Annotated in this window: 20 protein-coding genes; 9 read left to right on the top strand and 11 right to left on the bottom strand. The window is 71.9% G+C overall.

Annotated features, from left to right (window positions below; translation table 11 throughout):
- Positions 1-25 precede the first annotated feature (25 nt).
- Complete coding sequence (locus KF840_05720) at positions 26-2,821, top strand: hypothetical protein (protein ID MBX3024392.1); 2,796 nt, start codon at positions 26-28, stop codon at positions 2,819-2,821.
- A 19-nt stretch (positions 2,822-2,840) separates the two neighbouring features.
- Here KF840_05720 and KF840_05715 read toward each other — a convergent pair whose 3' ends face one another.
- The gene (locus KF840_05715; protein MBX3024391.1) at positions 2,841-3,356 is read right to left on the bottom strand and encodes a gamma carbonic anhydrase family protein; all 516 of its coding nucleotides are present in this window, start codon (positions 3,354-3,356) and stop codon (positions 2,841-2,843) included.
- A gap of 246 nt (positions 3,357-3,602) precedes the next feature.
- Here KF840_05715 and guaB point away from each other — a divergent pair, with 246 nt between their 5' ends.
- The 3 genes from guaB to dnaE all read left to right on the top strand — a co-directional run bounded on the left by guaB (position 3,603) and on the right by dnaE (position 10,283).
- Complete coding sequence (gene guaB / locus KF840_05710; GenBank protein MBX3024390.1) at positions 3,603-5,078, top strand: IMP dehydrogenase; 1,476 nt, start codon at positions 3,603-3,605, stop codon at positions 5,076-5,078.
- A 16-nt stretch (positions 5,079-5,094) separates the two neighbouring features.
- A complete protein-coding gene (gene guaA, locus KF840_05705) occupies positions 5,095-6,627 on the top strand; it encodes a glutamine-hydrolyzing GMP synthase (protein ID MBX3024389.1) in 1,533 nt (510 codons plus the stop codon).
- Between the two features lie 101 nt (positions 6,628-6,728).
- Complete coding sequence (gene dnaE, locus KF840_05700; GenBank protein ID MBX3024388.1) at positions 6,729-10,283, top strand: DNA polymerase III subunit alpha; 3,555 nt, start codon at positions 6,729-6,731, stop codon at positions 10,281-10,283.
- Between the two features lie 29 nt (positions 10,284-10,312).
- On the opposite strand, the gene KF840_05695 is transcribed toward dnaE, so the two are convergent.
- The 5 genes from KF840_05695 to KF840_05675 all read right to left on the bottom strand — a co-directional run bounded on the left by KF840_05695 (position 10,313) and on the right by KF840_05675 (position 13,580).
- Positions 10,313-10,717, bottom strand: coding sequence for a hypothetical protein (locus KF840_05695; protein ID MBX3024387.1), 405 nt, complete (start codon positions 10,715-10,717; stop codon positions 10,313-10,315).
- 85 nt (positions 10,718-10,802) lie between these two features.
- A complete protein-coding gene (locus KF840_05690) occupies positions 10,803-11,216 on the bottom strand; it encodes a hypothetical protein (GenBank protein MBX3024386.1) in 414 nt (137 codons plus the stop codon).
- A 77-nt stretch (positions 11,217-11,293) separates the two neighbouring features.
- Positions 11,294-12,136, bottom strand: coding sequence for an SDR family NAD(P)-dependent oxidoreductase (locus KF840_05685; protein ID MBX3024385.1), 843 nt, complete (start codon positions 12,134-12,136; stop codon positions 11,294-11,296).
- Positions 12,137-12,206: 70 nt separating this feature from the next.
- Entirely contained in the window at positions 12,207-13,115 is a 909-nt protein-coding gene (locus KF840_05680; protein ID MBX3024384.1) for an alpha/beta hydrolase, read from the bottom strand.
- A gap of 66 nt (positions 13,116-13,181) precedes the next feature.
- Complete coding sequence (locus tag KF840_05675; GenBank protein ID MBX3024383.1) at positions 13,182-13,580, bottom strand: hypothetical protein; 399 nt, start codon at positions 13,578-13,580, stop codon at positions 13,182-13,184.
- Between the two features lie 98 nt (positions 13,581-13,678).
- Between KF840_05675 and KF840_05670 the strand changes: the two genes are divergently transcribed.
- From KF840_05670 to KF840_05660, 3 genes are all read left to right on the top strand, one after another.
- Positions 13,679-14,146 carry a nitroreductase family deazaflavin-dependent oxidoreductase gene (locus KF840_05670; GenBank protein ID MBX3024382.1) on the top strand — a complete coding sequence of 156 codons (468 nt, stop codon included), beginning with the start codon at positions 13,679-13,681 and terminating at the stop codon, positions 14,144-14,146.
- A gap of 70 nt (positions 14,147-14,216) precedes the next feature.
- On the top strand, positions 14,217-15,458 hold the full coding sequence (locus KF840_05665; protein MBX3024381.1) for a family 1 glycosylhydrolase: 1,242 nt from the start codon (positions 14,217-14,219) through the stop codon (positions 15,456-15,458).
- A 115-nt stretch (positions 15,459-15,573) separates the two neighbouring features.
- Positions 15,574-16,545, top strand: a complete 972-nt coding sequence (locus KF840_05660) for an NADPH:quinone oxidoreductase family protein (protein ID MBX3024380.1) — start codon at positions 15,574-15,576, stop codon at positions 16,543-16,545.
- A 48-nt stretch (positions 16,546-16,593) separates the two neighbouring features.
- Here the strand turns inward: KF840_05660 and KF840_05655 are convergent, their stop codons facing one another.
- Entirely contained in the window at positions 16,594-17,784 is a 1,191-nt protein-coding gene (locus tag KF840_05655) for a thiolase family protein (GenBank protein MBX3024379.1), read from the bottom strand.
- Between the two features lie 207 nt (positions 17,785-17,991).
- Between KF840_05655 and ppk1 the strand changes: the two genes are divergently transcribed.
- Positions 17,992-20,172: a polyphosphate kinase 1 gene (ppk1, locus tag KF840_05650; GenBank protein MBX3024378.1), complete on the top strand. Its 2,181-nt coding sequence runs from the start codon at positions 17,992-17,994 to the stop codon at positions 20,170-20,172.
- 160 nt (positions 20,173-20,332) lie between these two features.
- On the opposite strand, the gene KF840_05645 is transcribed toward ppk1, so the two are convergent.
- Both KF840_05645 and KF840_05640 read right to left on the bottom strand, forming a co-directional pair.
- The gene (locus KF840_05645) at positions 20,333-21,610 is read right to left on the bottom strand and encodes a hypothetical protein (protein ID MBX3024377.1); all 1,278 of its coding nucleotides are present in this window, start codon (positions 21,608-21,610) and stop codon (positions 20,333-20,335) included.
- Between the two features lie 43 nt (positions 21,611-21,653).
- Positions 21,654-22,409 (bottom strand): DUF3108 domain-containing protein, encoded by a 756-nt coding sequence (locus KF840_05640; GenBank protein ID MBX3024376.1) that lies wholly within the window; start codon positions 22,407-22,409, stop codon positions 21,654-21,656.
- 108 nt (positions 22,410-22,517) lie between these two features.
- Here KF840_05640 and KF840_05635 point away from each other — a divergent pair, with 108 nt between their 5' ends.
- Positions 22,518-24,425, top strand: coding sequence for a hypothetical protein (locus KF840_05635; protein MBX3024375.1), 1,908 nt, complete (start codon positions 22,518-22,520; stop codon positions 24,423-24,425).
- 34 nt (positions 24,426-24,459) lie between these two features.
- On the opposite strand, the gene KF840_05630 is transcribed toward KF840_05635, so the two are convergent.
- Together KF840_05630 and KF840_05625 are read right to left on the bottom strand one after the other, a co-directional pair.
- Entirely contained in the window at positions 24,460-25,317 is an 858-nt protein-coding gene (locus KF840_05630; protein ID MBX3024374.1) for a phytanoyl-CoA dioxygenase family protein, read from the bottom strand.
- 41 nt (positions 25,318-25,358) lie between these two features.
- Positions 25,359-25,700 carry a hemerythrin domain-containing protein gene (locus tag KF840_05625; protein ID MBX3024373.1) on the bottom strand — a complete coding sequence of 114 codons (342 nt, stop codon included), beginning with the start codon at positions 25,698-25,700 and terminating at the stop codon, positions 25,359-25,361.
- Positions 25,701-25,777 lie beyond the last annotated feature (77 nt).

Below are 25,777 nucleotides of genomic sequence, written 5' to 3'. Positions count from 1 at the left end.
CCTGATCGCCGTCCTGGTTGGCGCGATGCCCGCCGGGGCGTCGGTGCGTCTGCTCGCGGACATCAACTCACGGCCGTTGATCGAGTCGTCCTCGCCACGCGAATTCGTCAGCGCCGGCAATCGGGTCTTCTTCGTCGCCACCACGCCGGCCGCGGGCATCGGACTCTGGCGGACCGACGGGACGGCGGCCGGCACCGTGCTGCTGCGCGGCTTCGGCAACGTCAGCAGCCAGCGGTTCTGGCTGACCGCGCTCGGCGACCGGGTGCTCTTCGCCGCCAACGACGTGGTCACCGGCGTCGAGCTGTGGAGCAGCGACGGCACCGCCGCCGGTACCGCGCGGGTGCGCGACATCAACGACGGCGTGCTCTCCTCCAATCCCCGCCACCTGGTGGCGATGGGCGACCACGTCTACTTCACCGCCGATGACGGCGTCCACGGCGAGGAGCTGTGGCGCAGCGACGGCACCGAGGCCGGCACCCAGCAGGTGCGCGACATCGTCGCCGGGGCCCAGGGGTCCTTCCCCTCCGACCTCGCCGTGCTCGGCGACGTGCTCTACTTCGCCGCCGACGATGCGACGCACGGCAACGAGCTGTGGCGCAGCGACGGTTCCGAGGCCGGCACGGTGCTGCTGCGCGACATCGCCGACGGCCCGGACGGCTCCTTCCCGAGCTTCTTCGCCGCCGCCGGCGGTACTCTCTATTTCACCGCCGACGACGGTCAGACGGGCGACGAGCTGTGGCGCAGCGACGGCACCGCGGACGGCACGCAGCGGGTGCGCGACATCGCCCCCGGCGCCAGCGGGTCGAATCCCGCCGAGCTGGTGGCGGTCGGCGGCCGCGTCTTCTTCAGCGCCGACGACGGCGCGCACGGCAACGAGCTCTGGGTGAGCGACGGCACGGAAGCGGGGACGACGCTGGTGCGCGATCTCGTGCCCGGGAGCGACGGTTCGTTTCCCTTCTGGCTGACCGCGTTCGGCGACCGCGTCGCCTTCACCGCCACGCTCGACGACAGCGGCGAGGAGCCGTGGATCAGCGACGGCAGCGAGGCCGGCACGACCCTGCTCGCCGACCTGTGGCAGGGCCCCGACGGTTCCGTTCCCACCTTTCTCACCGTCGCCGATGGCGCGCTCTTCCTGATCGCCAGCGATGGCGCGCACGGGCGCGAGCTCTGGCGCAGCGACGGCACGACCGCCGGCACCGCCCTGGTGGACGACATCAACCCCGGGCCGGCCGACGGCGTCGAGGGGCAGCTCGCGGCCAGCCCCTTCGGCCTGCTGTTCGCCGCCGACGATGGCGCGAGCGGCGTCGAGCCCTGGCGCAGCAACGCCCGCGACGGCACCGCCATCCTGGCCAACGTGGCGCCCGACGATCTCGTCAGCGGCAGCTTCCCCTCTGGCCTCACCGTGCTCGGCGATCAGGTGCTGTTCTCGGCCGACGACGGCGAGACGGGGCGCGAGCTGTGGGCCAGCGACGGCACCGCCGCCAACACCCGCCGCCTGCGCGACATCAATCCGGGTGGCAACGGCTTCTCGCTGTTCACCGCCTTCACGCGCCTGGGCGACGCGCTCTACTTCGCCGCCGACGACGGCGAGCACGGCAGCGAGCTGTGGCGCAGCGATGGCACCCCCGACGGCACGGTGCTCTGGAAGGACATCGCCCGCGGCGCCGCCAGCGGCGATCCGCACCAGCTCGCGGCCGCTGCCGACGTCCTCTTCTTCGCCGCCGACGAGGGCTTCTTCGGCAACGAGCTCTGGCGCACCGACGCCAGCGGCCGCACCCTGCCGATCCGCGACATCAATCCGGACGGGCCGTCGGACCCGCGCCTGATGACGGCGTACGGAGCCGAGGTGGCGTTCACCGCCGACGACGGCGAGCACGGCGTCGAGCTGTGGATGAGCGACGGGACGGCGCCCGGCACCCGCCTGGTGCGCGACATCAATCCCGACGGCAGCGCCTTCCTGCCGCCGCGCGTCTTCTACATGGTCGTCGCCGGGGGGACGCTCTACTTCACCGCCGACGATGGCGAGCACGGCACCGAGCTGTGGCGCAGCGACGGCACCGCCGACGGGACGCGGCTGGTGCGCGACATCCGCGTCGGCGCCGACGATTCGCGGCCGCAGTTCCTCACCGCGGTCGGCAGCGAGGTCTACTTCGTCGCCGACGACGGCGAGCACGGGCTCGAGCTGTGGCGCAGCGACGGCAGCGAGAGCGGCACGACCATGATCGCCGACATCAATCCGAACGGCCCGGCGTTCGGCACCGAGACCTTCTACTTCTCGTTCGGCCTGCTCGACGGGGTGCTCTACTTCGCCGCCGATGACGACACGCACGGCGTCGAGCTGTGGCGCAGCGACGGCAGCGAGGCCGGGACGCGCCTGGCGGCCGACATCGATCCCGGCCCCGAGAGCTCGTTCCCGGCCTTCCTGACGCCGGCCGGCGACCGCCTGCTGTTCCAGGCCTGCGACACCGCGAGCGGCTGCGAGCCGTGGGCGGCGCGCCGCGACGGCCGAGTGACGCGGGTGGCCGATCTCGCACCCGGCGCCGCGTCCTCGAACCCGAGCGGGTTCACGGCGCTCGGCGCGCGCGTGCTCTTCGCCGCCGACGATGGGAGCACCGGCGTCGAGCTGTTCGTCGACGGCGCGTGCGCCGGCGACTGCGGCGACGACGGCGCCGTCACCATCGACGACCTGGTGCGCGCGGTGCGCATCGCCCTCGGCGAGAGCGCGCTCGACGCCTGCGTCGCCGCCGACCGCGGCGGCGACGGCACGGTCAGCATCGACGACCTGATCGCCGCCGTGAACGCGGCGCTCGCCGGCTGCTGACCGCCGGCCGCGCGTCCGTTCAGATGCCCTGGGCGCGATAGCGCGCCGCGTTCGCGACGTAGCCGCGCGCCGACTGCAGCACGTGCGCGCGCTCGGCGTCGCGGAGCGGCCGGACGATCGTCGCCGGGCGGCCGAGGACCAAGTGACCGGGCGGCACGACGGTGCCGGGCGTCAGCAGCGCGCCGGCGCCGACGATGCAGTCGTCGCCGACGACGCAGCGGTCGAGCACGATGGCGCCGATGCCGATCAGGCAGCGGTCGCCGATCCGGCAGCCGTGCAGGACGACGTTGTGTCCGACGGTGACGTCGTCGCCGACCTCGGTCGCGTGCCGGCCGGTGGTCACGTGCACGGTGCTGTTGTCCTGGATGCTGGTGCGGGCGCCGATGCGGATGGGAAAGACGTCGCCGCGCAGCACGGCGTTGAACCAGACGCTCGACTCGTCGCCGAGGTGCACATCGCCGATCACCTGGGCGCTGGCCTGCACGTAGGCGGTGGCCGCGATGCGCGGCGCGATGCCGTCGAGGGGGATCAGCATCCCGGCTTCTTAGCGCATCCGCGACGATACGGCGCGCCGGGGCCGCGTCCACAAGATGTTGTGGAGGTCGCACCCCTCTTGCCGAAGCTGTAGGGCGTCTGGTAATCGACGCCATGGTTCGCCGGACGGTCGTCATCGCCTCGCCAGGGCAGCAGATCGGCACCCTGGCGCGCGACGACCGAGAGCCGGCGGCAGCGACGGTCCCCGGTCGTCGCGCCGCCAGCCGGCGAGCCCGACGGAGGTCGTATGTTCACGTATGACATGCCGGAAGGCTTCACCTTCGACGACGTGTTGTTGGTGCCCGGCGCGTCGAGCTTCCTGCCGCGCGACGCCGACGTCGGGACGCGATTGTCGCGGCGGGTGAGCCTCAACATCCCGCTGGTCAGCGCCGCGATGGACACGGTCACCGAGGCGGCGATGGCGATCGCCATGGCGCAGGAGGGCGGCATCGGCGTCATCCACCGCAATCTGACCGTCGAGCAGCAGGCGCAGGAGGTGGACCGGGTCAAGAAGTCGGAGAGCGGCATGATCATCGATCCGGTGACCGTGCACCCGGACCAGCCGATCGCCGAGGCGCTCGACGTCATGCGCCGCTACAAGATCAGCGGCCTGCCGGTGACCAAGGACGGCAAGCTGGTGGGCATCCTCACCAACCGCGACCTGCGCTTCGAGAAGCGGCTGAACCGCCGGGTGGCGGAGGTGATGACCAAGGACGATCTGGTGACCGCGCAGCCCGGCATCAGCCTCGAGGACGCGACCGAGATCCTGCACCAGCACCGCATCGAGAAGCTGCTGATCGTCGACGAACGGGACCGCCTGCGCGGGCTGATCACGGTGAAGGACATCAACAAGGCGGCGCAGTTCCCGGACGCCTGCAAGGACTCCTACGGGCGGCTGCGGGTCGCCGGCGCCATCGGCACCGGCGACGACCGCCGCGAGCGCGCGGAGCGCCTGGTGGCGGCGGGCGCCGACGTGCTGGTGATCGACACCGCGCACGGCCACTCCGGCAACGTCATCGACACGGTGAAGGAGATCAAGGCGGCGTTCCCGGACGTCGACCTGGTCGCCGGCAACATCGCCACCGCCGAGGGCGCGCGAGCGCTTGCCGAGGCCGGCGCCGACGGCCTCAAGGTCGGCATGGGGCCGGCATCCATCTGCACCACGCGCGTCGTCTCCGGCGTCGGCGTGCCGCAGCTCACCGCCATCGCGGCGGCGGCGCGGGTCGCGAAGGACTTCGACATCCCGCTGATCGCCGACGGCGGCATCAAGTTCAGCGGCGACATTCCCAAGGCGCTGGCGGCGGGCGCCGACTCGGTGATGATCGGCGGCCTCTTCGCCGGCACCGAGGAGAGCCCGGGCGAGACGATCCTCTACCAGGGCCGCACCTACAAGCTGTACCGCGGCATGGGCTCGCTGGAGGCGATGCGCGAACGCGAGGGCAGCCGCAACCGGTACATGCAGGACGAGGAGGAGCAGATGAAGCTGGTGCCCGAGGGCATCGAAGGGCGGGTGCCGCACAAGGGGCCGCTCAGCTTCATCGTCGCCCAACTCGTCGGCGGCCTGAAGGCCGGCATGGGCTACGTCGGCTGCCGCACCATCGAGGAGCTGCAGACCAGCGCGCGCTTCATGCGGGTCTCCAACGCCTCGCTGCAGGAGAGCCACGTGCACGACGTGTTCATCGCCAAGGAGGCGCCGAACTACCAGCGGTCGGGCGACCGGTGAGCATCGGATTCCGCCGATGATCCTCGTCCTCGACTTCGGCTCCCAGTACACGCAACTGATCGCGCGGCGGGTGCGCGAGGCGCACGTCTACTGCGAGCTGCACCCGTACAACCTGCCGCTCGAGAAGATCCGCGCCCTGCAACCGGAGGGCATCATCCTCTCGGGCGGGCCGGCGAGCGTCTACCAGGCCGACGCGCCCCTGTCGGATCCGCGCCTCGCCGAGCTCGGGGTGCCGCTGCTCGGCATCTGTTACGGCATGGGCGTCCTCGCCAAGGAGGACGGGGCGCGCACGGCGCGCGCGGCGGCGCGCGAGTACGGGCCGGCGGAGCTCATCGTCGACGACGACGCCGACCTCTTCCAGGGCTTCAGCGTCGGCCACCCGACGCCGGTGTGGATGAGCCACGGCGATCGCCTGGAGGAGCTCCCGGCCGGCTGGACGATCCTCGCCCACAGCGCCAACTCGCCGATCGCCGCGCTCGCCGATCGCGCGCGCCGACGCTACGCGATCCAGTTCCACCCCGAGGTCGTGCACACCCGGCGCGGCCGTGAGCTGCTGGAGAACTTCCTCTTCCGCATCTGCCGGGCCAGGGCCGACTGGACGATGGAGAGCTTCATCGAGTCCGCGTGCGCGCGCATCCGCGCGCAGGTCGGCGCCGCCGGCGTCGTCTGCGGCCTGTCGGGCGGCGTCGATTCGACCGTCACCGCGGCGCTGATCCACCGCGCCATCGGCGATCAGCTCACCTGCATCTTCGTCGACAACGGCGTGCTGCGCCGCGACGAGGCGACGCGGGTGATGCGGTTTCTCGGCGACGCGTTCCACTTCCGCATCGAGGCGGTGGACGCCGGGGCGCTCTTTCTCCGCCGTCTGGCCGGCGTCACCGATCCGGAGCAGAAGCGGCGGACGATCGGCGTCACCTTCATCGAGGTGTTCGAGGAGCAGGCGAAGCGGCTGCGCGACGTCGCGTTCCTCGCCCAGGGGACGTTGTATCCGGACGTCATCGAGTCGGTGTCGTTCAAGGGGCCGTCGCAGACGATCAAGAGTCATCACAACGTCGGCGGCCTGCCCGAGCGCATGCGCCTGGCGCTGGTCGAGCCGCTGCGCGAGCTGTTCAAGGACGAGGTGCGCGAGCTCGGCGCCGCGCTCGGCATCCCGGCCTCGATCACCGGCCGGCATCCGTTCCCCGGCCCCGGCCTGGCGATCCGCATCATCGGCGAGGTCACCGCCGAGCGCGTCGCCGTCGTCCAGGCGGCCGACGCCATCATGGAGGAGGAGATCCGCGCCGCCGGCTGGTACGACCGCGTCTGGCAGGCGTTCTGCGTGCTCCTGCCGGTGAAGACCGTCGGCGTCATGGGCGACGAGCGCACCTACGAGCACGTGCTCGCGATCCGCGCCGTGGAGTCGGTCGATGGCATGACCGCGGACTGGTCGCGCCTGCCGCCGGAGCTGCTGGCGCGCATGTCGAGCCGCATCATCAACGAGGTCGAGGGCGTCAATCGCGTGGTCTACGACATCTCGTCGAAACCGCCGGCGACGATCGAGTGGGAGTGAGCGGAGAGAAGCGGTGACCACGGATGTCGCGCATCGGGCATCCCTGAGAGCCGTGTCCTCCGCGGTCGGGAGTCTGGGTTGGAGTTGCTGAGGGGAGTGGTCTGACTGCCATGGGGTTCGCGCATCTGCATCTGCACACGCAGTACTCGCTGCTCGACGGCGCCAACAAGATCGCCGACCTGATCCCGCGGGTGAAGGCGCTCGGCATGCCGGCGGTGGCGATGACCGACCACGGCAACATGTTCGGCGCCGTCGAGTTCTACAAGACGGCGGTGGCCGCCGGGGTGCAGCCGATCATCGGCTGCGAGATGTACGTCGCGCCCGGCGACCGGCGGGACAAGCAGAAGGTCGTGAAGGGCGACGATTTCGAGACCGCCGGCAACTTCCATCTCGTCCTCCTGGCGACCAACCAGGAGGGGTACCGCAATCTCTGCCGGCTGGTGACGCTCGGCTACACGGAGGGCTTCTACTACAAGCCGCGCATCGACAAGGCGTTGCTGCGCGAGCTGAACGGCGGCCTGATCGCCCTGTCGGGCTGCCTGGCGAGCGAGGTCAACCAGGCGCTGATGACCGGCTCGATGGATCGCGCCCGCGCCGTGCTGCTGGAATACCGGGCCATCTTCGGCGACCGCTACTACGTCGAGATCCAGGACAATCACCTGAAGGAACAGGAGCGCGCCAACCGCGAGCTGATCGCGCTCGCCGACGAGCTCGGGCTGCCGCTGGTGGCGACCAACGACTGCCACTACCTGCAGCCGGGCGACCACCAGGCGCACGACGTGCTGCTCTGCATCCAGACCGGCAAGACCTTCAACGACGAGAAGCGCTGGCGCTTCGGCACCGACCAGCTCTACGTCAAGGACCCGACGGAGATGCTGGCCGCGTTCGGCGAGCGCGACGAGGCGGTGCGCAACACCCTGGACATCGCCAAACGCTGCTCGCTCGAGCTCGAGTTCGGCCGCTACCAGTTTCCGGTCTTCCAGGTGCCGAAGGGTGTGACGCTCGAGGAGCAGCTCGAGCGCGACGCCCGCGCCGGGCTCGAGGAGCGCCTGGTCGGCCTGCGCACGCTCGGCCACTGGGACGCGGAGCGCGAACGGGTCTACCAGGAGCGGCTCGACCGCGAGCTGGCCGTGATCGAGAAGATGGGCTTCGCCGGCTACTTCCTGATCGTCGCCGACTTCACCAACTACGCCAAACGGCAGGGCATCCCGGTCGGTCCCGGCCGCGGCTCGGCGGCCGGCAGCCTGGTCGCCTGGGCGCTGCGCATCACCGACCTCGACCCCATTCCCTACAATCTGCTCTTCGAGCGCTTCCTCAACCCCGAGCGCAAGTCGATGCCCGACATCGACATGGACTTCTGCTTCGAGCGGCGGGACGAGGTCATTCGCTACGTGCGCGAGAAATACGGCGAGGACCACGTGGCGCAGATCATCACCTTCGGGACGTTGAAGGGGAAGGCGGCGATCAAGGACGTCGGCCGCGCCCTCGAGTTCACCTTCGGCGAAACCGACAAGATCGCCAAGCTGTACCCGGCGCCGAAGCAGGGCAAGGACTTCCCGCTCACCAAGGCGCTGGAGATGGAGCCGCGGCTGCGCGAGCTGCGCGAGAAGGGCGAACGCGAGCAGCAGCTCTTCGATCACGCCATCAAGCTCGAGGGCCTGCTGCGCCACGCCTCCAAGCACGCCGCCGGCATCGTCATCGGCTCGCGACCGCTGGTCGAGGACCTGCCCCTCTTCATGGACAAAGAGGGCAGCGTGATGACCCAGTTCAGCGGCCCGCACGTCGACGAGATCGGCCTCATCAAGTTCGACTTCCTCGGCCTGAAGACGCTGACCCTGGTGCACAACGTCGCGCGCCGCATCCGCGAGGGCCGCGGCGTCGAGATCGACGTCGCCACCCTGCCGCTCGACGACAAGGCGACCTACAAGCTGATCGCCAAGGGCGACACCGTCGGCGTCTTCCAGATGGAATCGGGCGGCATGCGCAAGCTGGTCACGCAGCTTCGGCCGAGCACCTTCGAGGACATCATCGCCGTCCTGGCGCTCTTCCGCCCCGGCCCGCTCGACAGCGGCATGGTCGAGCAGTTCATCAAGCGCAAGCACGGCAAGGAGGATGTCCGCTATCCCCACCCGGCGCTGGAGCCCATCCTCGAGCCCACCTACGGCGTCATCGTCTACCAGGAGCAGGTGATGCAGATCGCGCAGGTGCTCGCCGGCTACTCGCTCGGCGACGCCGACAACCTGCGCCGCGCCATGGGCAAGAAGGACCCGGTCAAGATGCAGAAGGAGCGCGAGCGCTTCATCGCCGGGGCGGCCGCGCAGCAGATCCCCGAGGCCAAGGCCGGCGAGATCTTCGACCAGATGGAAACCTTCGCCATGTACGGCTTCAACAAGTCGCACTCGGCGGCGTACGCGCTGGTCTCCTTCCAGACGGCGTATCTGAAGGCCCACTTCCGCGAGGAGCTCATGGCCGGGCTGCTCACCATGGAAATGGGCGACACCGACAAGACCTTCAAGAACATCGCCGAGTGCCGCGAGCGCGGCATCCGCATCCTGCCGCCGGACGTCAACGAGAGCCGCCAGGATTTCACCGTGCTCGCCCAGCCGGACGACAACGGCCTGCGCCCCATCCGCTTCGGGCTGTGCGCGGTGCGCGGCGTCGGCAGCAAGGCGGTCGATGCCATCCTCGCCGCCCGCGACGCCGGCGGGCCGTTCACCAGCCTGGCCAACTTCTGCAAGCGCGTGCTCGCCACCCGCAACGGCGACGCCGGCGGCGAGGGCGGCGACGTCGCGAGCGCCCCGGCGGCGGTGAACAAGAAGGTGGTCGAGTCGCTGATCAAGTGCGGCGCCTTCGACTCGCTCGGCGTCAGCCGCCGCCAACTCCTCGACGGCGTCGACCGGGCGCTCGCCTGGGGCGCGTCGCACGCCAGGGAGGACAACACCCAGCAGATCGGCCTGTTCTCCTCGAAGGGCATCGCGGTCGAAGCGCCCGAACCGCCGCTGGCGCCACTGACCCCGTGGCCCGACAAGGAGCGCCTCAAAGCCGAGCACGAGGCGCTCGGCTTCTACATCACCGCCCATCCGCTCGATAAGTACGAGACCGATCTGAAGCGCTTCACCACCGCGCTGTGCGAGCAGCTCTCCGAGAAGCCCGACCAGTGCAAGGTGACGCTGGGCGGCGTCATCCAACGCCTGCAGCTCAAGAACAGCCGCAAGGGCGATCGCTACGCGGCCTTCACGCTCGAGGACAAGACCGGCACCGTCGAGGTGATCTGTTGGCCGGAGACCTATCGCAAGGCCGAGATCGACTTCACCACCGACGAGCCGGTGTGCGTCAGCGGCACGCTCGAAGTGGGTGAGGAGCGCTGCCAGATCATCGCCGACGAGGTGACGCTGCTCACCCAGTATCGCGCCCGCACCGCCCAGGAGGTGCACCTGGCGCTGGTCGCCGATCGGGTGACCGACGACCTCTTCGCGCGCCTCAAGGCGACGCTCAGCGAACACCGGGGCGACTGCCCCTGCTACGTCCATCTCCTGCTGCCGAACAAGACCGAGACGGTGATCGCCCTGCCGCGCGAGCTGCGCGTCGCCGCCACCGAGGGCATGCTCGACGCCGTCGAACAGCTCTGCGGCCGCGGCGTGGCGAGTCTGCAGTAGTCCCGCCGGCGGAGCGCGGGAGCGACCCGTCAGGAGCGGGCGGCCCGGCGGCGCCGCAGCCGCAGGGCGCCGGCGACGACCAGGCCGACGGCGAGCGCGAGCGCGGTCGCGCCCGTGGCCGCGGGCACCCCGGCGCTGGGACAGCGGATGCCGGCATCGGCGAGCTCGGCGGTGCACGACGAGCCGGGGAGATGGGGGGCGCAGAACAGCGTATAGCTGGGATTGGCCTGCTGGCACTGCGCGTCGAGGGTCTGGGGATCGGCGGGAGGCGCCTGGGCGCAGAGGAGGGCTTTGACCGCGGTCTGATTCGCGAAGCCGCCGGTCTGCGCATCGTCGCCGGGAACACAGGCGCAGCACACGGGGCCAAGCGCGGCGGCGACGGATGCGGTGCCCGCGAGCGCGGCGACGATGGCGGTGGCGACGATGCTTCTCACGGCGAACCCTCCCGGGGCGCGCCTGTAGCAAGCTGCGCCCTCGGATGTCACGGACGGCGGCGGGGCAAATGGCATGGCTTCGGGGTCAGGCGCGGCCGCCGGGGCGGCGACGGTGCGCCGTGGCGGCACCGAGAATCGCCAGGGCGATGGCCAGCGCGGCAAGAGGCAACGGAGCGGCGGCGGGCGCGCCGGCCGCCGGGCAGAAGAGACCGCCGTCGGCGAGCTGGGCGCGGCAGGTCGGGCCGGGAATGTTGGCCTCGCAGTGCAGCGTGCCGCTCTGGTCGGAGACCGCGTCGCACCGTTCTTCGAGGCCCGGGATGTCTCCCGGCTGCGCCTCGGCACAGAAGTAGACCTGCGGGTTGGCGCCGAACGCGCCGCTCGTCTGGGCCTGTTCGCCTTTGACGCAGGCGCAGCAGGACTGCAACAGCGTGGCGGCCGCCGGGCCGGTCGAGAGGCTGATGGCGGCGATGACCATGGCAACCGCGGCGATCCTGTTCACGGCGTTCCCTCCACGGAGCGGCCGTTTACCAAAGCGCCCGCCCGGACTCCACCCGTGCCGCGACCTCGTCGAAGGGGTCACTCGCCGCGCAGGCCGAGGAGGCGGGTGACCAGCCGGCGCTGGGCGCGGGTCGGCACGACGCCGCGCATGAGGAATCCGAACCAGGCCTGCGGGCTGACGGGGTAGCGGAAGCGCGGCCGTACCGCCTCCAGCGCCGCGGCGATGGCGGTGGCGACCTCGCGCGGGTCGCGGGCGCTGGCCACCACCTTGGCGTCGATCGCCGCCTCGAGGCGGCGGAGCCAGGGCGCGTAGGGGCTGCCGTCCGGCACGATGCGCGGCGAGCTCCGCCAGATCTCGGTGCGGTAGGGGCCGGGTTCGATGAGCGCGACGTCGATGCCGAAGCGCTCGACCTCGTAGGCGAGCGATTCCGCCCAGCCCTCGATCGCCCACTTGGAGGCGACGTAGATGGAGTTCGCGGGCTCGCCGGCGAAGGCGGAGTTGCTGGAGACGACGACGATGCGGCCCCGGCGCTGGGCGCGGAAGGTGGGGAGCAGGGCGCGGGTCAGCGCCAGCACGGCGAAGAAGTTGGTCTCCATGACCCGGCGCAGCTCGCCGTCCGGCAGGTCCTCGAAGGCGCCGCCGCTGGCGATGCCGGCGTTGTGCACCACCGCGTCCAGGCGGCCGCCGCCGTGCGCCAGCACCCGCTGCAGCACGGCGGGGAACGACGCGGCGTCGGTGACGTCGAGCGCCTCGATGACCAGCCGCGAGGCAACCCCGGCGCGCGTCGCCGCGTCGCGCAGGCGATCGGCGCGCCGCGGATCGCGCAGGGTGGCGATCGTCGTCCAGCCGCGCCGCCCCATTTCGACCGCGGCCGCCAGCCCGATGCCGGAGGAGCAGCCGGTGATCAGAACCGAGGGCATCGCGAGGCACCGGCGAACGCCGAGGGCCGCCGTTGGACGGGGAGGCCGGCGGCGGCGCTGGCGGCGGGCATCAGCGGCCGGCGGCGTCCATCGCGGACTCGGCGCGTTCGGCCAGCTCGCAGATGGCGTCGATCATGCGCGGCCAGACCGGACGCGGCATGTCGTGCCCCATACCCTCGATGGCGAGCAGGCGCGCCCCGGGGACGGCGCTGGCGGTATCCTGGCCGGCGGCGAAGGGGACGAGCGGGTCGTCGGTGCCGTGGATGACGAGCGTCGGCCGGCGCAGCTCGCGCAGGCGCTCGACGCGGCTGCCGGAGGCGAGGATGGCCACCAGTTGCCGGGCGGTGCCGACCGGGTTGAAGCCGCGGTCGTAGCTCAGCGCGGCGAGGCGGCGGATCTCCGGCTCGTCGAAGGGGAAGCCGGGGCTGCCGATGGTGCGGAACACCTCGACGCCGCGGGCGATCGCGCCCTCGCGGTCGGCCGGCGGCGGGGTGAGCAGCACCGCCATGGCGTCGGGCCGCGGCTGTGGCAGGTCGGGGTTGCCGGTCGACGACATGATCGAGGTCAGCGAACGCACCCGCGCCGGCGCGTCGAGGGCCAGGGTCTGCGCGATCATGCCGCCCATCGAGGCGCCGACCACGTGGGCGCTGTCGATGGCGAGCGCGGCGAGCAGGCCGGCGGCGTCGGCCGCCATGTCGCGCAGCAGGTACGGCGCCTGCACCGGCTGCCGGGCGGCGATGGCGCCGAGGACCCCGAGCACGTCGGGCATGCCGAGGTCGTCCATCCAGGTCGACTCGCCGACGTCGCGGTTGTCGAAGCGGATGACGCGATAGCCGCGGCCGGCGAGGGTCTCGCAGAAGTCATCGCGCCAGAGGATCATCTGCGCGCCCAAGCCCATGATGAGCAGCATCGGGGTGGCGCGCGGGTCCCCGAACTCCTGGTAGGCGAGGCGGATTCCGTTGCTGTCGACGATCGGCATCGCCGTTGCCTAGCAGCCGCGGCGCGACTGCGGCAATGGCGGCAGGAGGGGCGGCGGGCGCGCGGTTCAGCGGGCGCGGCGGCGCAGGGCGGCGAACCCGAGACTGCTCAGCGCCACGGCCAACGCGGCCAGCCCGAGGTGGCCGGCCGCCGGGGCGCCGGGCGCGGCCGGGCAGCCGATGCCCTGCTGCGCCAGGGTTGCGCCGCAGGACTGACCCGGCGAGGGGTCGAAGCAGGGCGCGCTGGCGCCGCCGGCGTCGTCGCAGCGCTGCACGAAGTCGGGATATCCCATGCCGACCACCTGGCTGCAGAACAGCGCCGGCTGGGCCTGGGGAGGCCCGCTCGCGGTCTGCGCATTGTGCTGCTCCAGGCAGGCGCAGCAGCCGGTGAGGAACGCCGCCGACACCGGGCGCGCGGCGACCGTGGCGACGATGCCCAGGGCGGCGATCAGCAGGATCCGGCGCATCCGCAACTCCTCCGCCGCGAGCCTATGCCGGGATCGGCGGAGAAAGTCCAGGCGCCGCCGGTTGACCGCGACGCGGTGGCGGGGCAATGGAGCGCGCCATGGCCAGCGCCCCGCGCCCATTCTCGAAAACCGAAGTCGCGATCGCCAACCCGATCATCAAGCTGATGAGCCGGCTCAACACCTGGGCGTATCGGGCGACCAATGGGCGCGTCGGCGGCCGCTTCCTGCGCGGCGCCCCGGTCCTGCTGCTCACCACCATCGGCCGCAAGAGCGGCGCGCGGCGGGTGGCGCCGCTCATCTACGCGCGCGACGGAGAACGGTTGCTGCTCGTCGCTTCCAAGGGCGGCATGGACCATCACCCGCTCTGGTACCGCAACCTGGACGCCAACCCGCAGGTCGAGGTGCAGATCGGCGCCGAGGTCCGGGCGATGACCGCGCGCACCGCGTCGGCGGAGGAGAAGCGGGCGCTGTGGCCGAAGGCGGTCGCCGTCTACCGCGACTACGACGACTACCAGGCGCGCACGCAGCGCGACATTCCCCTGGTCATCCTCACCCCGCGCGGCTGAGGCGCGGCGGCCAGTCGTCGGCTGCGCGGCGCGCGCTTGCACTCGCGCCGCGCGCGTGAGAACCGGGCGCATGGCGTTCCGATTTCCGCAGGGCTTCACGTGGGGCACGGCCACGGCCGCGCACCAGATCGAGGGCAACAACGTCAACAGCGACTTCTGGGTGATGGAGCACACGCCGGGCACCATGTTCGCCGAGCCGTCCGGCGACGCCTGCGACTCGTTCCATCGCTACCCGGACGACATCCGCCTGGTGCGCGATCTCGGCTTCCAGGCGTACCGCTTCTCGGTCGAGTGGGCGCGCGTCGAGCCCGAGGAGGGGCAGTTCTCGCTCGCCGCGCTCGACCACTACCGCCGCGTGCTCGCCTGCTGCCACGAGCTCGGGGTGCGGCCCTGCGTCACCTTCCATCACTTCACCTCGCCGCGCTGGTTCACCGCCGACGGCGGCTGGGAGGAGGCGGCGAATGCCGACCGCTTCGCGCGCTACTGCGAGCGCGTCGTGCGTCATCTCGGCGACCTCATCGACACCGCCTACACCATCAACGAAGCGAATCTGCTGGCGACCCTGGCGGTGTCCGGCGTGCTGCCGCGCGATGGCTTCAAATCGGTGGCGCCGTTCGTCGCCGAGTCGGCGCGGCGTTGCGGCACGACGCTCGAGCGCTTCGGCCCGTTCTTCCTCGGCCACCCGCTGCGCATCAGCGACACCCTGCTGCGCGCCCACACCCGCGCCCGCGAGGTGTTGAAGGCGGGGCCGGGGCGCTTCCCGGTCGGCATCACCCTGGCGATGCAGGACTACCAGGCGCTGCCCGGCGGAGAGGCGCAGCGCGACGAGGCGCGGCGGGTGAGCTTCGACCCGTTCCTCGACGCCGCCAGGGCGGACGACTTCGTCGGCGTGCAGACCTACAGCCGGGTGCGCTTCGACGCCAACGGCCCGGTCGGTCCGGAGCCCGGCGTGCCGGTACTGGCCCTGGGCTACGAGTACTGGCCGGAGGCGCTCGAGGGCACCATCCGCTACGCCGCGGCCCGCGCCGGCGTGCCGATCTACGTCACCGAGAACGGCATCGGCACCGACGACGACGAGCTGCGCCACGACTACGTGCGCCGGGCGTTGGCGGGCGTCGCGCGCTGCCTGGGCGACGGCATCGACGTCCGCGGCTACTTCTACTGGTCGCTGATGGACAACTTCGAGTGGCTGTTCGGCTACGGTCCGAAGTTCGGCCTGGTCGCGGTCGATCGCCAGAGCCAGATGCGGCGCCCGAAAGCCAGCGCCGCGTGGCTCGGGGCGATCGCGCGCGCCAACGCGCTCGGTGAGTGAGGATGCGGCGCGAGCGCGCCGGCGGACAGGGCGCGTCGCGCGCTTCGCTGGGCGCGCCCTGGCGGCCGCTGGGAAACTATCGGCGGCGCTCGTGATTCGCTAGGGTCACCGCGCCATGAGACGCGTCGTCTGCAGGGAGTTCGGCCCGCCGGATCGCCTGACCGTGGAGCAGGTCGCGGACCCGCTCCCCAGCGCCGGCGACGTCGTGGTGGAGGTCCGCGCCGCCGGCGTCACCTTCGTCGACGCGCTGCTGGTGCAGGGGCGCTATCAGATCAAGCCGCCGCTGCCGTTCACGCCGGGAGGCGAGGTGGCGGGGGTGATCGTCGCCGTGGGGAGCGGCGTCAACCCGGCGCGCCTGCAGGAACGGGTGCTGGTGTCGTGCGGCGTCGGCGGGTTCGCGGAACGCCTCGCGGTGCCGGAGGCGATGGCGCGCCGGCTGCCGCCGACCCTCAGCTTCGGGCAGGGCGCGGCGCTGATCCAGAGTTATGCGACGGCGCTGTTCGCGCTGACCCGGCGGGCGACGGTGCGGCGCGGCGACTGGGTCCTGGTGCTCGGCGCCGGCGGCGGCGTCGGCCTCGCCATGGTCGACGTCGCCCGCCATCTCGGCGCCCGCGTGATCGCCGCCGCGTCGAGCGCCGCCAAGCTCGCCGCGGCGCGCGCCGTCGGCGCGCAGGCGTGCATCCGCTACGACGAGGAGGACCTGAAGACGCGGGTGCGCGAGATCAGCGGTGGCGGCGTGCACATGGTCGTCGATCCGGTCGGCGGCTCGTACGCCGAGCCGGCGCTGCGCGCCCTGCGGTCGTTCGGCAACTATCTCATCGTCGGCTTCGCCGCCGGCGAGATTCCCGCCCTCAAGGCCAACCTGGTGCTGCTGCAGAACCGTTCGGTGGTCGGCGTCGACTGGGGCGCCTGGACCTTCGAGCATCCGCACGAAAACGCGGCGCTGATCGGCGAGGTCCTGGCGCTCGCCGCCTGCGGCACCATCCAGCCGGTGGAGCCGACCCGTTATGCGCTGGACCACGCCGGCGACGCGCTGCAGGCCCTGGTCGACCGCAAGGTGGCGGGGAAGGTGGTGCTGGTGCCGTGAGGTCGCGAGGGGGCCGCGCGATGGCGGACGCCCTCGCGACCTCCCGGCTCAGTCGAGGCGCTCGATCACCGTCGCGTTCGCCATGCCGCCACCCTCGCACATGGTCTGCAGGCCGTAGCGGCCGCCGGTGCGCTCGAGGGTGTTGAGCAGCGTGGTCATCAGCCGGCTGCCGCTGCAGCCGAGCGGGTGACCGAGGGCGATGGCGCCGCCGCACTGGTTGACCTTCGCCAGGTCGGCGCCGAATTCGCGCGCCCAGGCGAGCACCACCGGCGCGAAGGCCTCGTTGACCTCGATGGCGTCGAAGTCCTTGATCCCCAGCCGCGAGCGCTCGAGGATCTTCCGGGTCGCGGGGATGACGCCGGTCAGCATGACCACCGGATCGACGCCGCCGAGCGCGAAGCTGTGGAAGCGGGCGCGCGGCCTGAGCCCGAGCGCCGCGGCTTTCTCCTTCGCCATCACCAGCACCGCGGCGGCGCCGTCGGTGATCTGGCTGGAGTTGCCGGCGGTGATCCGGCCGTCCGGCTTGAACGCGGGCTTCAGCGATGCCAGGCGCTCCAGGGTCGTCTCGGGGCGGATGCCCTCGTCGCTCTTCACCTGTTCGGTCGTGCCGTCGCTGTGGCGGATGTCGATGCCGACGATCTCCTTGTCGAACCAGCCGCTGCGCGCCGCCTTGGCCGCCTTGTGGTGCGACTCCATCGACAGGGTATCGAGCTCCTGGCGCGACAGGTTCCAGCGCTCGGCGATGATCTCGGCCGAGATGCCCTGGTTCACCAGCCCGCCGACCCCGTAGAGGTTCTCCCGCGCGTAGCGGTCGATCATGCGCGGCCCGAACGGCGCGCCGCCGACCGCGGCGCTGGTGCCCATCGGCACGCGGCTCATCGATTCGACGCCGGCGGCGACGACGACGTCGTAGGCGCCCGCCATCACGCCCTGGGCGGCGAAATGCAGCGCCTGCTGGCTCGATCCGCACTGGCGGTCCACCGTCGTCCCCACCACCGATTCGGGGAAGCCGGCGGCGAGGGCCGCGTTGCGGCCGATGTTCAGGCCCTGCTCGCCGACCTGGCCGACGCAGCCCATGATCACGTCCTCGATCTCGCCCGGGTCGATCCCGGTGCGGCCGACCAGCGCCTTCAGCGTCTCGGCGGCGAGATCGGCGGGGTGCCACCCGTGCAGGGCCCCGTTCTCCTTCCCGCGCCCGAGCGGGGTACGGACGGCATCGACGATGACGGCTTCGCGCATGCTCTTCTCCTTCGCGAGGGTTGAAGGGCGACAGAACCACAGATGCAGGCCGATGGCTACCGAGGGGGGTGCCTGGTGCCGGCGCTCGGCCGCGGCGGGCTGGCGCGCGCCGCGGCCGGCCGGTTCGCCGGCTCGCTGGTTGCGCCCGATGCCGGTTCCCGTCAGACTCCGCCGGCGCGGAGGTCTGACGTGGCAGACGTGACCAGCATGGTCGAGCGGGGCGGGCGAACGCGATTGCGGGCGGCGGCGCCGGCGCCGGCACCGGAGGTGCCGGCGGACGGGCTGGCGAACCCTGAGCTCTATCTCAATCGCGAGCTCGCCTGGCTGGCGTTCAACGAGCGGGTGCTGAACCAGGCCGAGGACGCGCGCGTGCCGCTCCTCGAGCGGATCAAGTTCCTCGCCATCTCGGCCTCCAATCTCGACGAATTCTTCATGAAACGCATCGGCGGCCTGAAGCAGCAGGTGGTCGCCGGTCTGCAGGAGCGCACGGTCGACGGCCGCACGCCGCAGGAACAGATCGCCGCCGCGTACGCCATCGTGCGCGATTTCGAGCGCCGGCAGCGTCAGCTCTGGAACCACCTGCGCGACCAGTTGCGCGACGAGCACGGCATCCAGATCCAGGCCCACGCCGAGCTCGCCAGCGACGAGCAGGCGGCGTTGCGCGAGCGCTACGTGCGCAACATCTTCCCCCTGGTGACGCCGCTGGCGCTCGATCCGGCGCACCCCTTTCCGTTCATCTCCAACCTGTCGATCAACCTCCTGGTCGGCGGCCACCACCCGAAGGAGAGCGAGCCGCTGCTCATCCGCGTCAAGGTGCCGGTGGGGAGCGGCATTCCGCGCTTCATCCCGGTCGGCGACTCGCGCCGCTTCGTGCCCCTCGAGGACGTCATCGCCCAGCACCTCGACCTGCTGCTGCCCGGCATGGCGGTGGCATCGTGCGAGAGCTTCCGCGTCACCCGCAACGCCAACACCGAACGCGACGAGGAGGAGGCGGACGATCTGCTGGCGATGATCGAGTCCGAGCTGCGCGACCGCCGCTTCGCCCCGATGGTGCGCCTCGAGGTGGCGGCCGGCATGCAGTCGTCCCACCGCGGCATGCTCGCCGCCGAGCTCGGCCTCGACGAGCACGCCGACGTCGCCGACGTCGACGGCCTCCTCGCCCTGCGCGATCTGATGGAGATCGCGCAGCTCGACGACGCGACGCTGCACGATCCGCCGCACCACCCGATCGATCACCCCCGGCTGGCGCCGTCGCGCAACATCTTCCACATCCTCCGCGACGCCGGGGCGCTGCTCCTGCAGCACCCGTACGAATCCTTCTCCACCTCGGTCGAGCGCCTCGTGCGCGAGGCGAGCGAGGACCCCAAGGTGCGGGCGATCAAGATGACGCTCTACCGCACCTCGGCCGACTCGAACATCATCGAGTACCTGCGCGTCGCCGCGCGCAACGGCAAGCAGGTGGCGGTGGTGATCGAGCTGAAGGCCCGGTTCGACGAGGCGGCGAACATCCGCTTCGCCACCCAGCTCGAGGAGGATGGCATCCACGTCACCTACGGCGTCGTCGGCCTCAAGACCCACTGCAAGGTGATCCTGGTCGTGCGCCAAGACTACAACGGTCTGCGCCGCTACGTGCACATCGGCACCGGCAACTACCACGCCGGGACGGCGCGCATCTACGCCGACTACGGGCTGCTGAGCAGCGACGAGGCGCTCGGCCGCGACCTCACCGAGCTGTTCAACTACCTCACCACCGGCTACCGACCGAAGCGCGCCTACGCGAAGATCCTGCCGGCGCCGACGCTGCTCAAGGACGCGCTGCTGGCGAAGATCGAGCGCGAGTGCGAGCACCGCGGCGCCGGTCAGCCGGCGCTCATCCAGATGAAGGTGAACGCGCTGGAGGACGCCGACGTCACCCGCGCCCTCTACCGCGCCTCGCAGGCCGGCGTGCAGGTCGATCTGATCGTGCGCGACACCTGTCGCCTGCGGCCCGGCATCGCCGGGCTGTCGGAGCGGGTGCGCGTGGTCAGCATCGTCGGCCGCTTCCTCGAGCACGGCCGCATCTACTACTTCCGCAACGGCGGCGCCGAGGAGTACTTCATCGGCTCCGCCGATTGCATGAAGCGCAACCTCGAGAGCCGGGTCGAGGTGGTGGCGCCGGTCGAGGATCCCGACCTGCGGGCCGAGCTGCGCGCCGTGCTCGATCTGCAGCTCGCGCCGAGCCGGGACGCCTGGGAGATGCAGTCCGACGGGACGTACGTGCGCCGCACCCCCGAGGCCGAGAGCTGCCAGAGCATCCAGATCGGGATGGCCGAGAGGCGGCAGAAGGAAGCCGGCCGCCTGCGCAAGCGGCGGCCCAAGGGCTTCGCGCGCCGCAGCAGCACGCCGTGATCGTGGGCGGGCCTGGCGGACTTCGTCAGGGCGTCGCGCGCTGCCTCGGATCGCCCGCGCTGGGCGTGGTGTCGCGTGAGATCGGGACGGGCTGCGCGCCGTTGCCGTCGAACGACGTGGCTCCTCCGGACCCGGCGTCTGCGCGTTGAATGATTCCCAGCTAGCGGATCCGCGTCACCGTCGCGCGCAGCGGGTCGTTGGACCAGGCCCGCGCGGCGCGCTCGGCGCCCGGGCGGTAGCCGCCGGGGACCACCAGCATGAGCTGGCGGAAGTCGTAGTCGCCGTGCGCCCGGAGCCGCGTCATGTTGAGCAGGCTGTAGCCTGCGACGTAGGTCTCGTCGCCGTCCGCGTCGCCGCGGCGGTCGCCGGCGACCGTGCCGCGGGCGATCCCCCATTCGCGCCAGCGATCGGGGATCTGCAGCGTCTGCAGGATCGAGCCGGCGCGCGTGCGCACCGCCCACCAGTCGTGGTCGACGTCGGTGCGCAGGGCGGCGCCGGCGGCGAGGTCGACGCCGTCGGGATTGGCGCCGTCCCAGTAGCGCAGCGGCTGCACCGCCGGGTCGAACACCACCACGTCCTCGAAGCGGAAGGCGCGCAGCGTTTTCAGCACCACCCAGGGGATCGACACCTTGGCGGGCGAGTCGAACCCCGCGCTGTAGTGGTAGGTCTGGGTGGTGCCGTTCGGCAGGTCGGGGAACATCTTGCCGAGGTCGATCGACAGGCGCACCTGGCGGATGGCGCGCACCGGGCCGTTCTTGACTCCGTCGATCCGCGCCACGGTGCTGCGCTCGTCGAAGCGCAGCGTCAGATCGGCGAACAGGAGGCGCAGGGTCGGCTCGCCGGTCATGCGGGTCTGGCGCAGCAGGTTCTCGCCGCTGCCGCCGGCCGCCGGCGCGATGCGCAGGGCGGTGAAGACGTTCATCCCGTCGCCGTACTCCACGGCGTAATTCGCCGAGCGCACGTGGCGGCCGTCGCTGTCGATGACCGCGTACGGGGCGCGGTCGAGCGGCGGTGGCGGGTCGTCGAAGGCGAGGAGATACACCCAGCCGCGCCGGTCGTCGCCGGGATCCCCGACCGCGATCTCGAGCGCCGCCGTGCTGGCCGCCGGCAACGCCGCGGGATCGGCGCGCTCGCCGGTGTCACCGGCCATGAACACCAGCTCGTCGTTGGCGTCGAGGGCGAAGTGTTCGCGGCTCAGCTCGATGTCGCCGCCCCCGTCGCGCGCGTCGAACTGGTACGGCACGGCCTCGAAGCCGCCCGCGCGCCAGCGGTAGAGCCGCAGGTGATCGGTGTGCGGGCGGGGCAGGACGAGCAGGGCCTCGGTACCGATGACGACCGGTTCGGCGTCGCGACCGAGCGGCCGCGCCCGTGCCGGTGTCGCGGTCAGGGCGCTGATCGCCAGGAGCAGCAGGGGCAGGCGGACGCCGCGCCAGGTCATGCTGCCCTTCTGCTGCGACGCGGCGGCGACTGCAACCCGCGGATCAGGGCAGGGGAGTGGCAGCGCTGAGCCGGAACCCGAGGGTGCCGCGCGCCCCGGAGAGTCGCATGTAGACGGGGACGCGCATGACGTCGGGCGTCGGCGCCGCGATCCACACGTCGAGCTGCGCCGGCCGCTCGTCGTGCTGCGCGGTCGCCTGCCAGAACCCGGTGCGCGGCGTCACCTGCGCCTGGCAGTGCTGGGCGCGGCCGCGGTAGGCCGGCGTGGCGGCCGGCAGCTCGCTCTCGCCCTGGTCGGCGAGCGCCAGGTCGTAGCGGCGGCGGCCGTCGAAGACGCGCAGGATGCCGCGGCAGCCGTCCTGCACCGCGGTCAGGGTCGCGGTGAGCGGGTCGATGGTCGCCCGCCGCTCGGCATCCGGGACCGGCTGGCGATCGTCGGCTTCCGGCGGCGGCGCGATCACCGCCTGCACGGCGCCGTCGGCGCCGTAGTCGAGGGCGACGGAGCGCTCGCTGCCGCGGTACTCGCCATGGGCGCGGTGGCGGAGCGGCAGCAAGCCGCCGTCGCCGCGCCTGCCGACGGTGTTGGCGTCGGCCGTCCAGGGGAAGAGCACGCCGGCCAGGCCGACCGTGCGCACCTGGGTGCTGGTCTCGTAGCCGGCGGGCGCGAAGCGCGCCGTGCTGCGCAGCGTCATCACCTGCAGCGGTCCGTAGAGGACATCGTATTCGAGCGTCACGCCGGTCGCGGAAGTCGGTCCGGGCAGCAGCGGGACGAGCAGGAGCGCGAGCACCAGCCGCTTCATGCGCCCTGTTCTACGCCCTTTCCCTCCCTCTGAGGAGGCCCACCACGCTGCCCGGCTTCCAAAAGCGTCTGCGAAGTGGCTTTGTCGTGCCTCGGGCACGGGGGACGCATGCGGACACACGGGCGGCACTGGACGATCGCGCTGACGCTGCTGGCCTGGTTGGCGCCGGCGCAGGCGCAACTGCCGGCGGCGAAGAGCTTCGCGCCGCCGCCGCCGACCACCTGGGCGCCGCGCGGATGCCGGCAGGCGCAGGCGCCCGATCCCCTGCTGCCGCCGCGCGACGGCTGGCACGCGCTGCACGGCGACAGCGCGAGCAGCGACGAGGTGTCGATCGCGCTGCCGGCGGTGCTGCGCGCCGACTGGACGGCGGAGCCGGCGACCTACAACGTCACCGGACCGGTCTTCGACCGCGCCGGCAATCTGTACTTCTCCCCCTTCATCCCCTACGAGAACGTCGTCCTCGTCTCCCTCGAGCCGGCCAGCGGCGCCCGCCGCTGGGCGATCGCCGGCACCGGCGCGCCGCCGGGCGGCTCGACGCCGCTCGTCCTCGCCGACCCCGACACGCCCGGCGCCGAGATCGTCTACCTGGCGCTCTACGATCGCGCGCTCGCCGTGCGCACCGACGGCACGGTGGTCTGGGACGTGCCCACCGGGCTCACCGTCGGCCCGGCGCCCTTCGGCTATCTCGTCCTCGGCCTCAATTACGTCCCGGCCGCCGACGCGCTGGTGGCGCTCACCGGCGACGGGCACCTCTATGCCCTCGATCGCGCCACCGGCGCGCCGCTGCTCGCCGCGCCGTTCGTCCTCCCGGGTGGGCCGACCCCGACCGTTCCCTCGAGCCTGCCGCCGGCGATCGTCGCCGCCGCCGACGCCCAGTTCCGCACCCTGGTGAACGTGCCCCCTGGATCGCTGCCGCTGTTCACCGCGGCGCTGCTCGGCAACGGCGTGCGGGTCGCCAACATGTTCTCGGTCGACCCGGCGAGCAGTCAGCTCTGGGTGGCGGCGACCGCGCCGGACGGCGAGGACGGCACCGTCGACGGCGTCTCCCAGCTCGGCGCCCTGTTCCGCCTCGGCCTGGTGGCCGGCACCGCCGGCTACGAGATGCACGAGGTCTGCCACCGCTCGTTCACCGGCGGCTCGGCGTCGACGCCGACCATCTCCGCCGACGGCTCGCGCATCTACCTCGGCGACAACACCTCGCTGTTGCTGGCCATCGACACCGACTGCGGCGATCTCTGGTCGGTCGACGTCGGCGCCCAGATCTTCGGCTCGGTGGCGGCGGCGTCGGATCGGCGCGAGATCTACACCTCGACCTCGCACGGCATCACCAAGGTGGTCGACCACGGCACGAGCGGCAGCGTCGAGTGGACCGCCGACCTCGACGTCTTCGACCTGGCCACCGGGCAGCAGAATCTGAACATGAATCTGGTCGCCATCGGCGCCAACGGCCTGGCGTTCCAGGCCGGGGCCGGCGTGGTGCTCAACGGCACCGGCCTGCCGAGCACCGTCGGCACCGGCGTGCTCGATCGCGAGAACGGATCCGTGCGCAGTTTCGTCGCCGGCGGCGAGGAGACGGTGGCGGTCATGAGCACCGGCCCCGACGGGGCCGTGTATCTCGGCAACTCGCCGGTGCGCCGCATCTTCGCCCGCGTCCTCAATCTGTCGAGCGCGCCGCTGCAGGGCGGCATCACCAAGTTCGGGTCCGCCGATCCGCGCCGGATGATGCGCGACGCCGCCTGCGCCGCCGCCGCCCGGGCCCGCAACGCAGCCGCCCAGACCGGCTGCGACGCCGGCATCCGCGCCGACGTCACCCAGATCGGCGAGCTGATCGATCAGGTGCGCGCCGAGTCGCCGCTGGCGATCGCCGCCGGCAGCGTCGGCACGACCCAGTGGGCGCGGCTCGATCGCCGCCTGACCCGCGCCGCGCCGTTCCTCGCCGCCACCGCCGCCGATCCGACCCGCACCCGCTCCCTCAAGCGCGCCGCCAGCCGCATCGACGCGTCTGCCGCAAGCTGACGTCGCCCGGCTGAGGGGGCCGCGGACGGACGCCTCAGCCGCGGAGCCGCGCTCGGGCCTGTTCGAGCTCGCCGAGGTCGGTATCCGCGGTGGCGCGGCCGAGCAGGGCGTCGAGCGGATCGCGCAGGTCGTCGACGTAGCCGAGCGCATAGGCGCCGCGGGCATACCCCATGAGCCGGAGCAGCGGCTCGTCGAAGGTCCGCGCCACCTCCGCGGGCACCGCCAGGTACTGGTTCTCCTCCTGCCGCAGCCAGCTCAGTGAGTAAGTCAGGTTCAGCCCGTAACGGACTGTATTCGAGCGATTTTCTCCGGCGCCGTGGTAGAGCGAGCCAGTGTAGAGCAGGAGCGATCCGGCGGGCATCTCGGCGGGCAGGGTGTCCTCGGCTCGCATCTGCAGCCGGTCCTCGTGGCGGTGGCTGCCGGGGACCACCCGGGTGGCGCCGTTGGCGTCGGTGAAGTCGCTCATCGCCCAGATGGTGTTGCACTGCACCTCGTAGCCGGTCGGGAAGGGAAAGAAGTCGAAGGCCCACTGGTCGCGATGGATCATCTGCGCCGGTTCGCCCGGGCCGATGGCGATCACCTGCGTGAGATGGAGTTGGAAGCTGGTGGCGTGGGCGAGGACGGCGCGGGTCGTGTCGAGCGCCGTCGGATGCTGCACCAACTCGCGGCAGGTGGCGGAACGGCCGAGCAGGCCGCCGGTGCGGCGGGTGCGGAAGCCGGCGAACTCGTCGCGTCCGGGCGGCGTCGTCTCGAGCCAGGGCCGCAGCTCGTGACGGGCGCGATCGAGCAGCTCGCGGTCGACCAGACGCTCGACGATGGCGCAGCCGGCGGCGGCGAGGGCGTCGGCGACCTGGCTCGCCGGCACGCCGGCGGCGAAGCGGGGAATGTCCATGGCGAGCCGTCTACCACGCCAGGGTGGCGACGGTCACGGCATCAGCGCGCCAGGGAGCCGTCCTCTCCCTGTTCGTGGCGGCGCAGGGCATCGAGCCAGCGCATGGTCCTGGCGACCACGTCGGGCGGGGCAGTCGGCGAACGGAGGAGGAGGGCGAGCCGGCCGCCTTCTTCGAGCAGGGCGCCGTGCTCGACCGCGAGACCGGCGAGGGGGGCGCGGCTCTCCTCGGCCTCGAAGTGGTGCAGCAGCCGTTCGCGCAGCCGTCCGACCAGCACCGCCAGCATGTGCCGGTAGCCGTCGGTGCGCTGGGTGGCGCGACAACTGTCGATCATGCCGCGCAACTCGCTCACCTCGATGCGCACCGCGCGATGCTGGCGCGCCATGTCATCGAGCTCGAGGGGCGCAGCGACCACTGGTTCCGCAACTGCTTCCTGGCGCATGACGTCGGGTGCAGCACTGG

The sequence above is a fragment of the bacterium genome, from assembly GCA_019637795.1.
Classification (GTDB): Bacteria; Desulfobacterota; Binatia; order HRBIN30; family CADEER01; genus JAHBUY01.
Note: the sequence above shows the minus strand (reverse complement) of the source record. Positions and strands in the feature narration are given on the sequence as shown.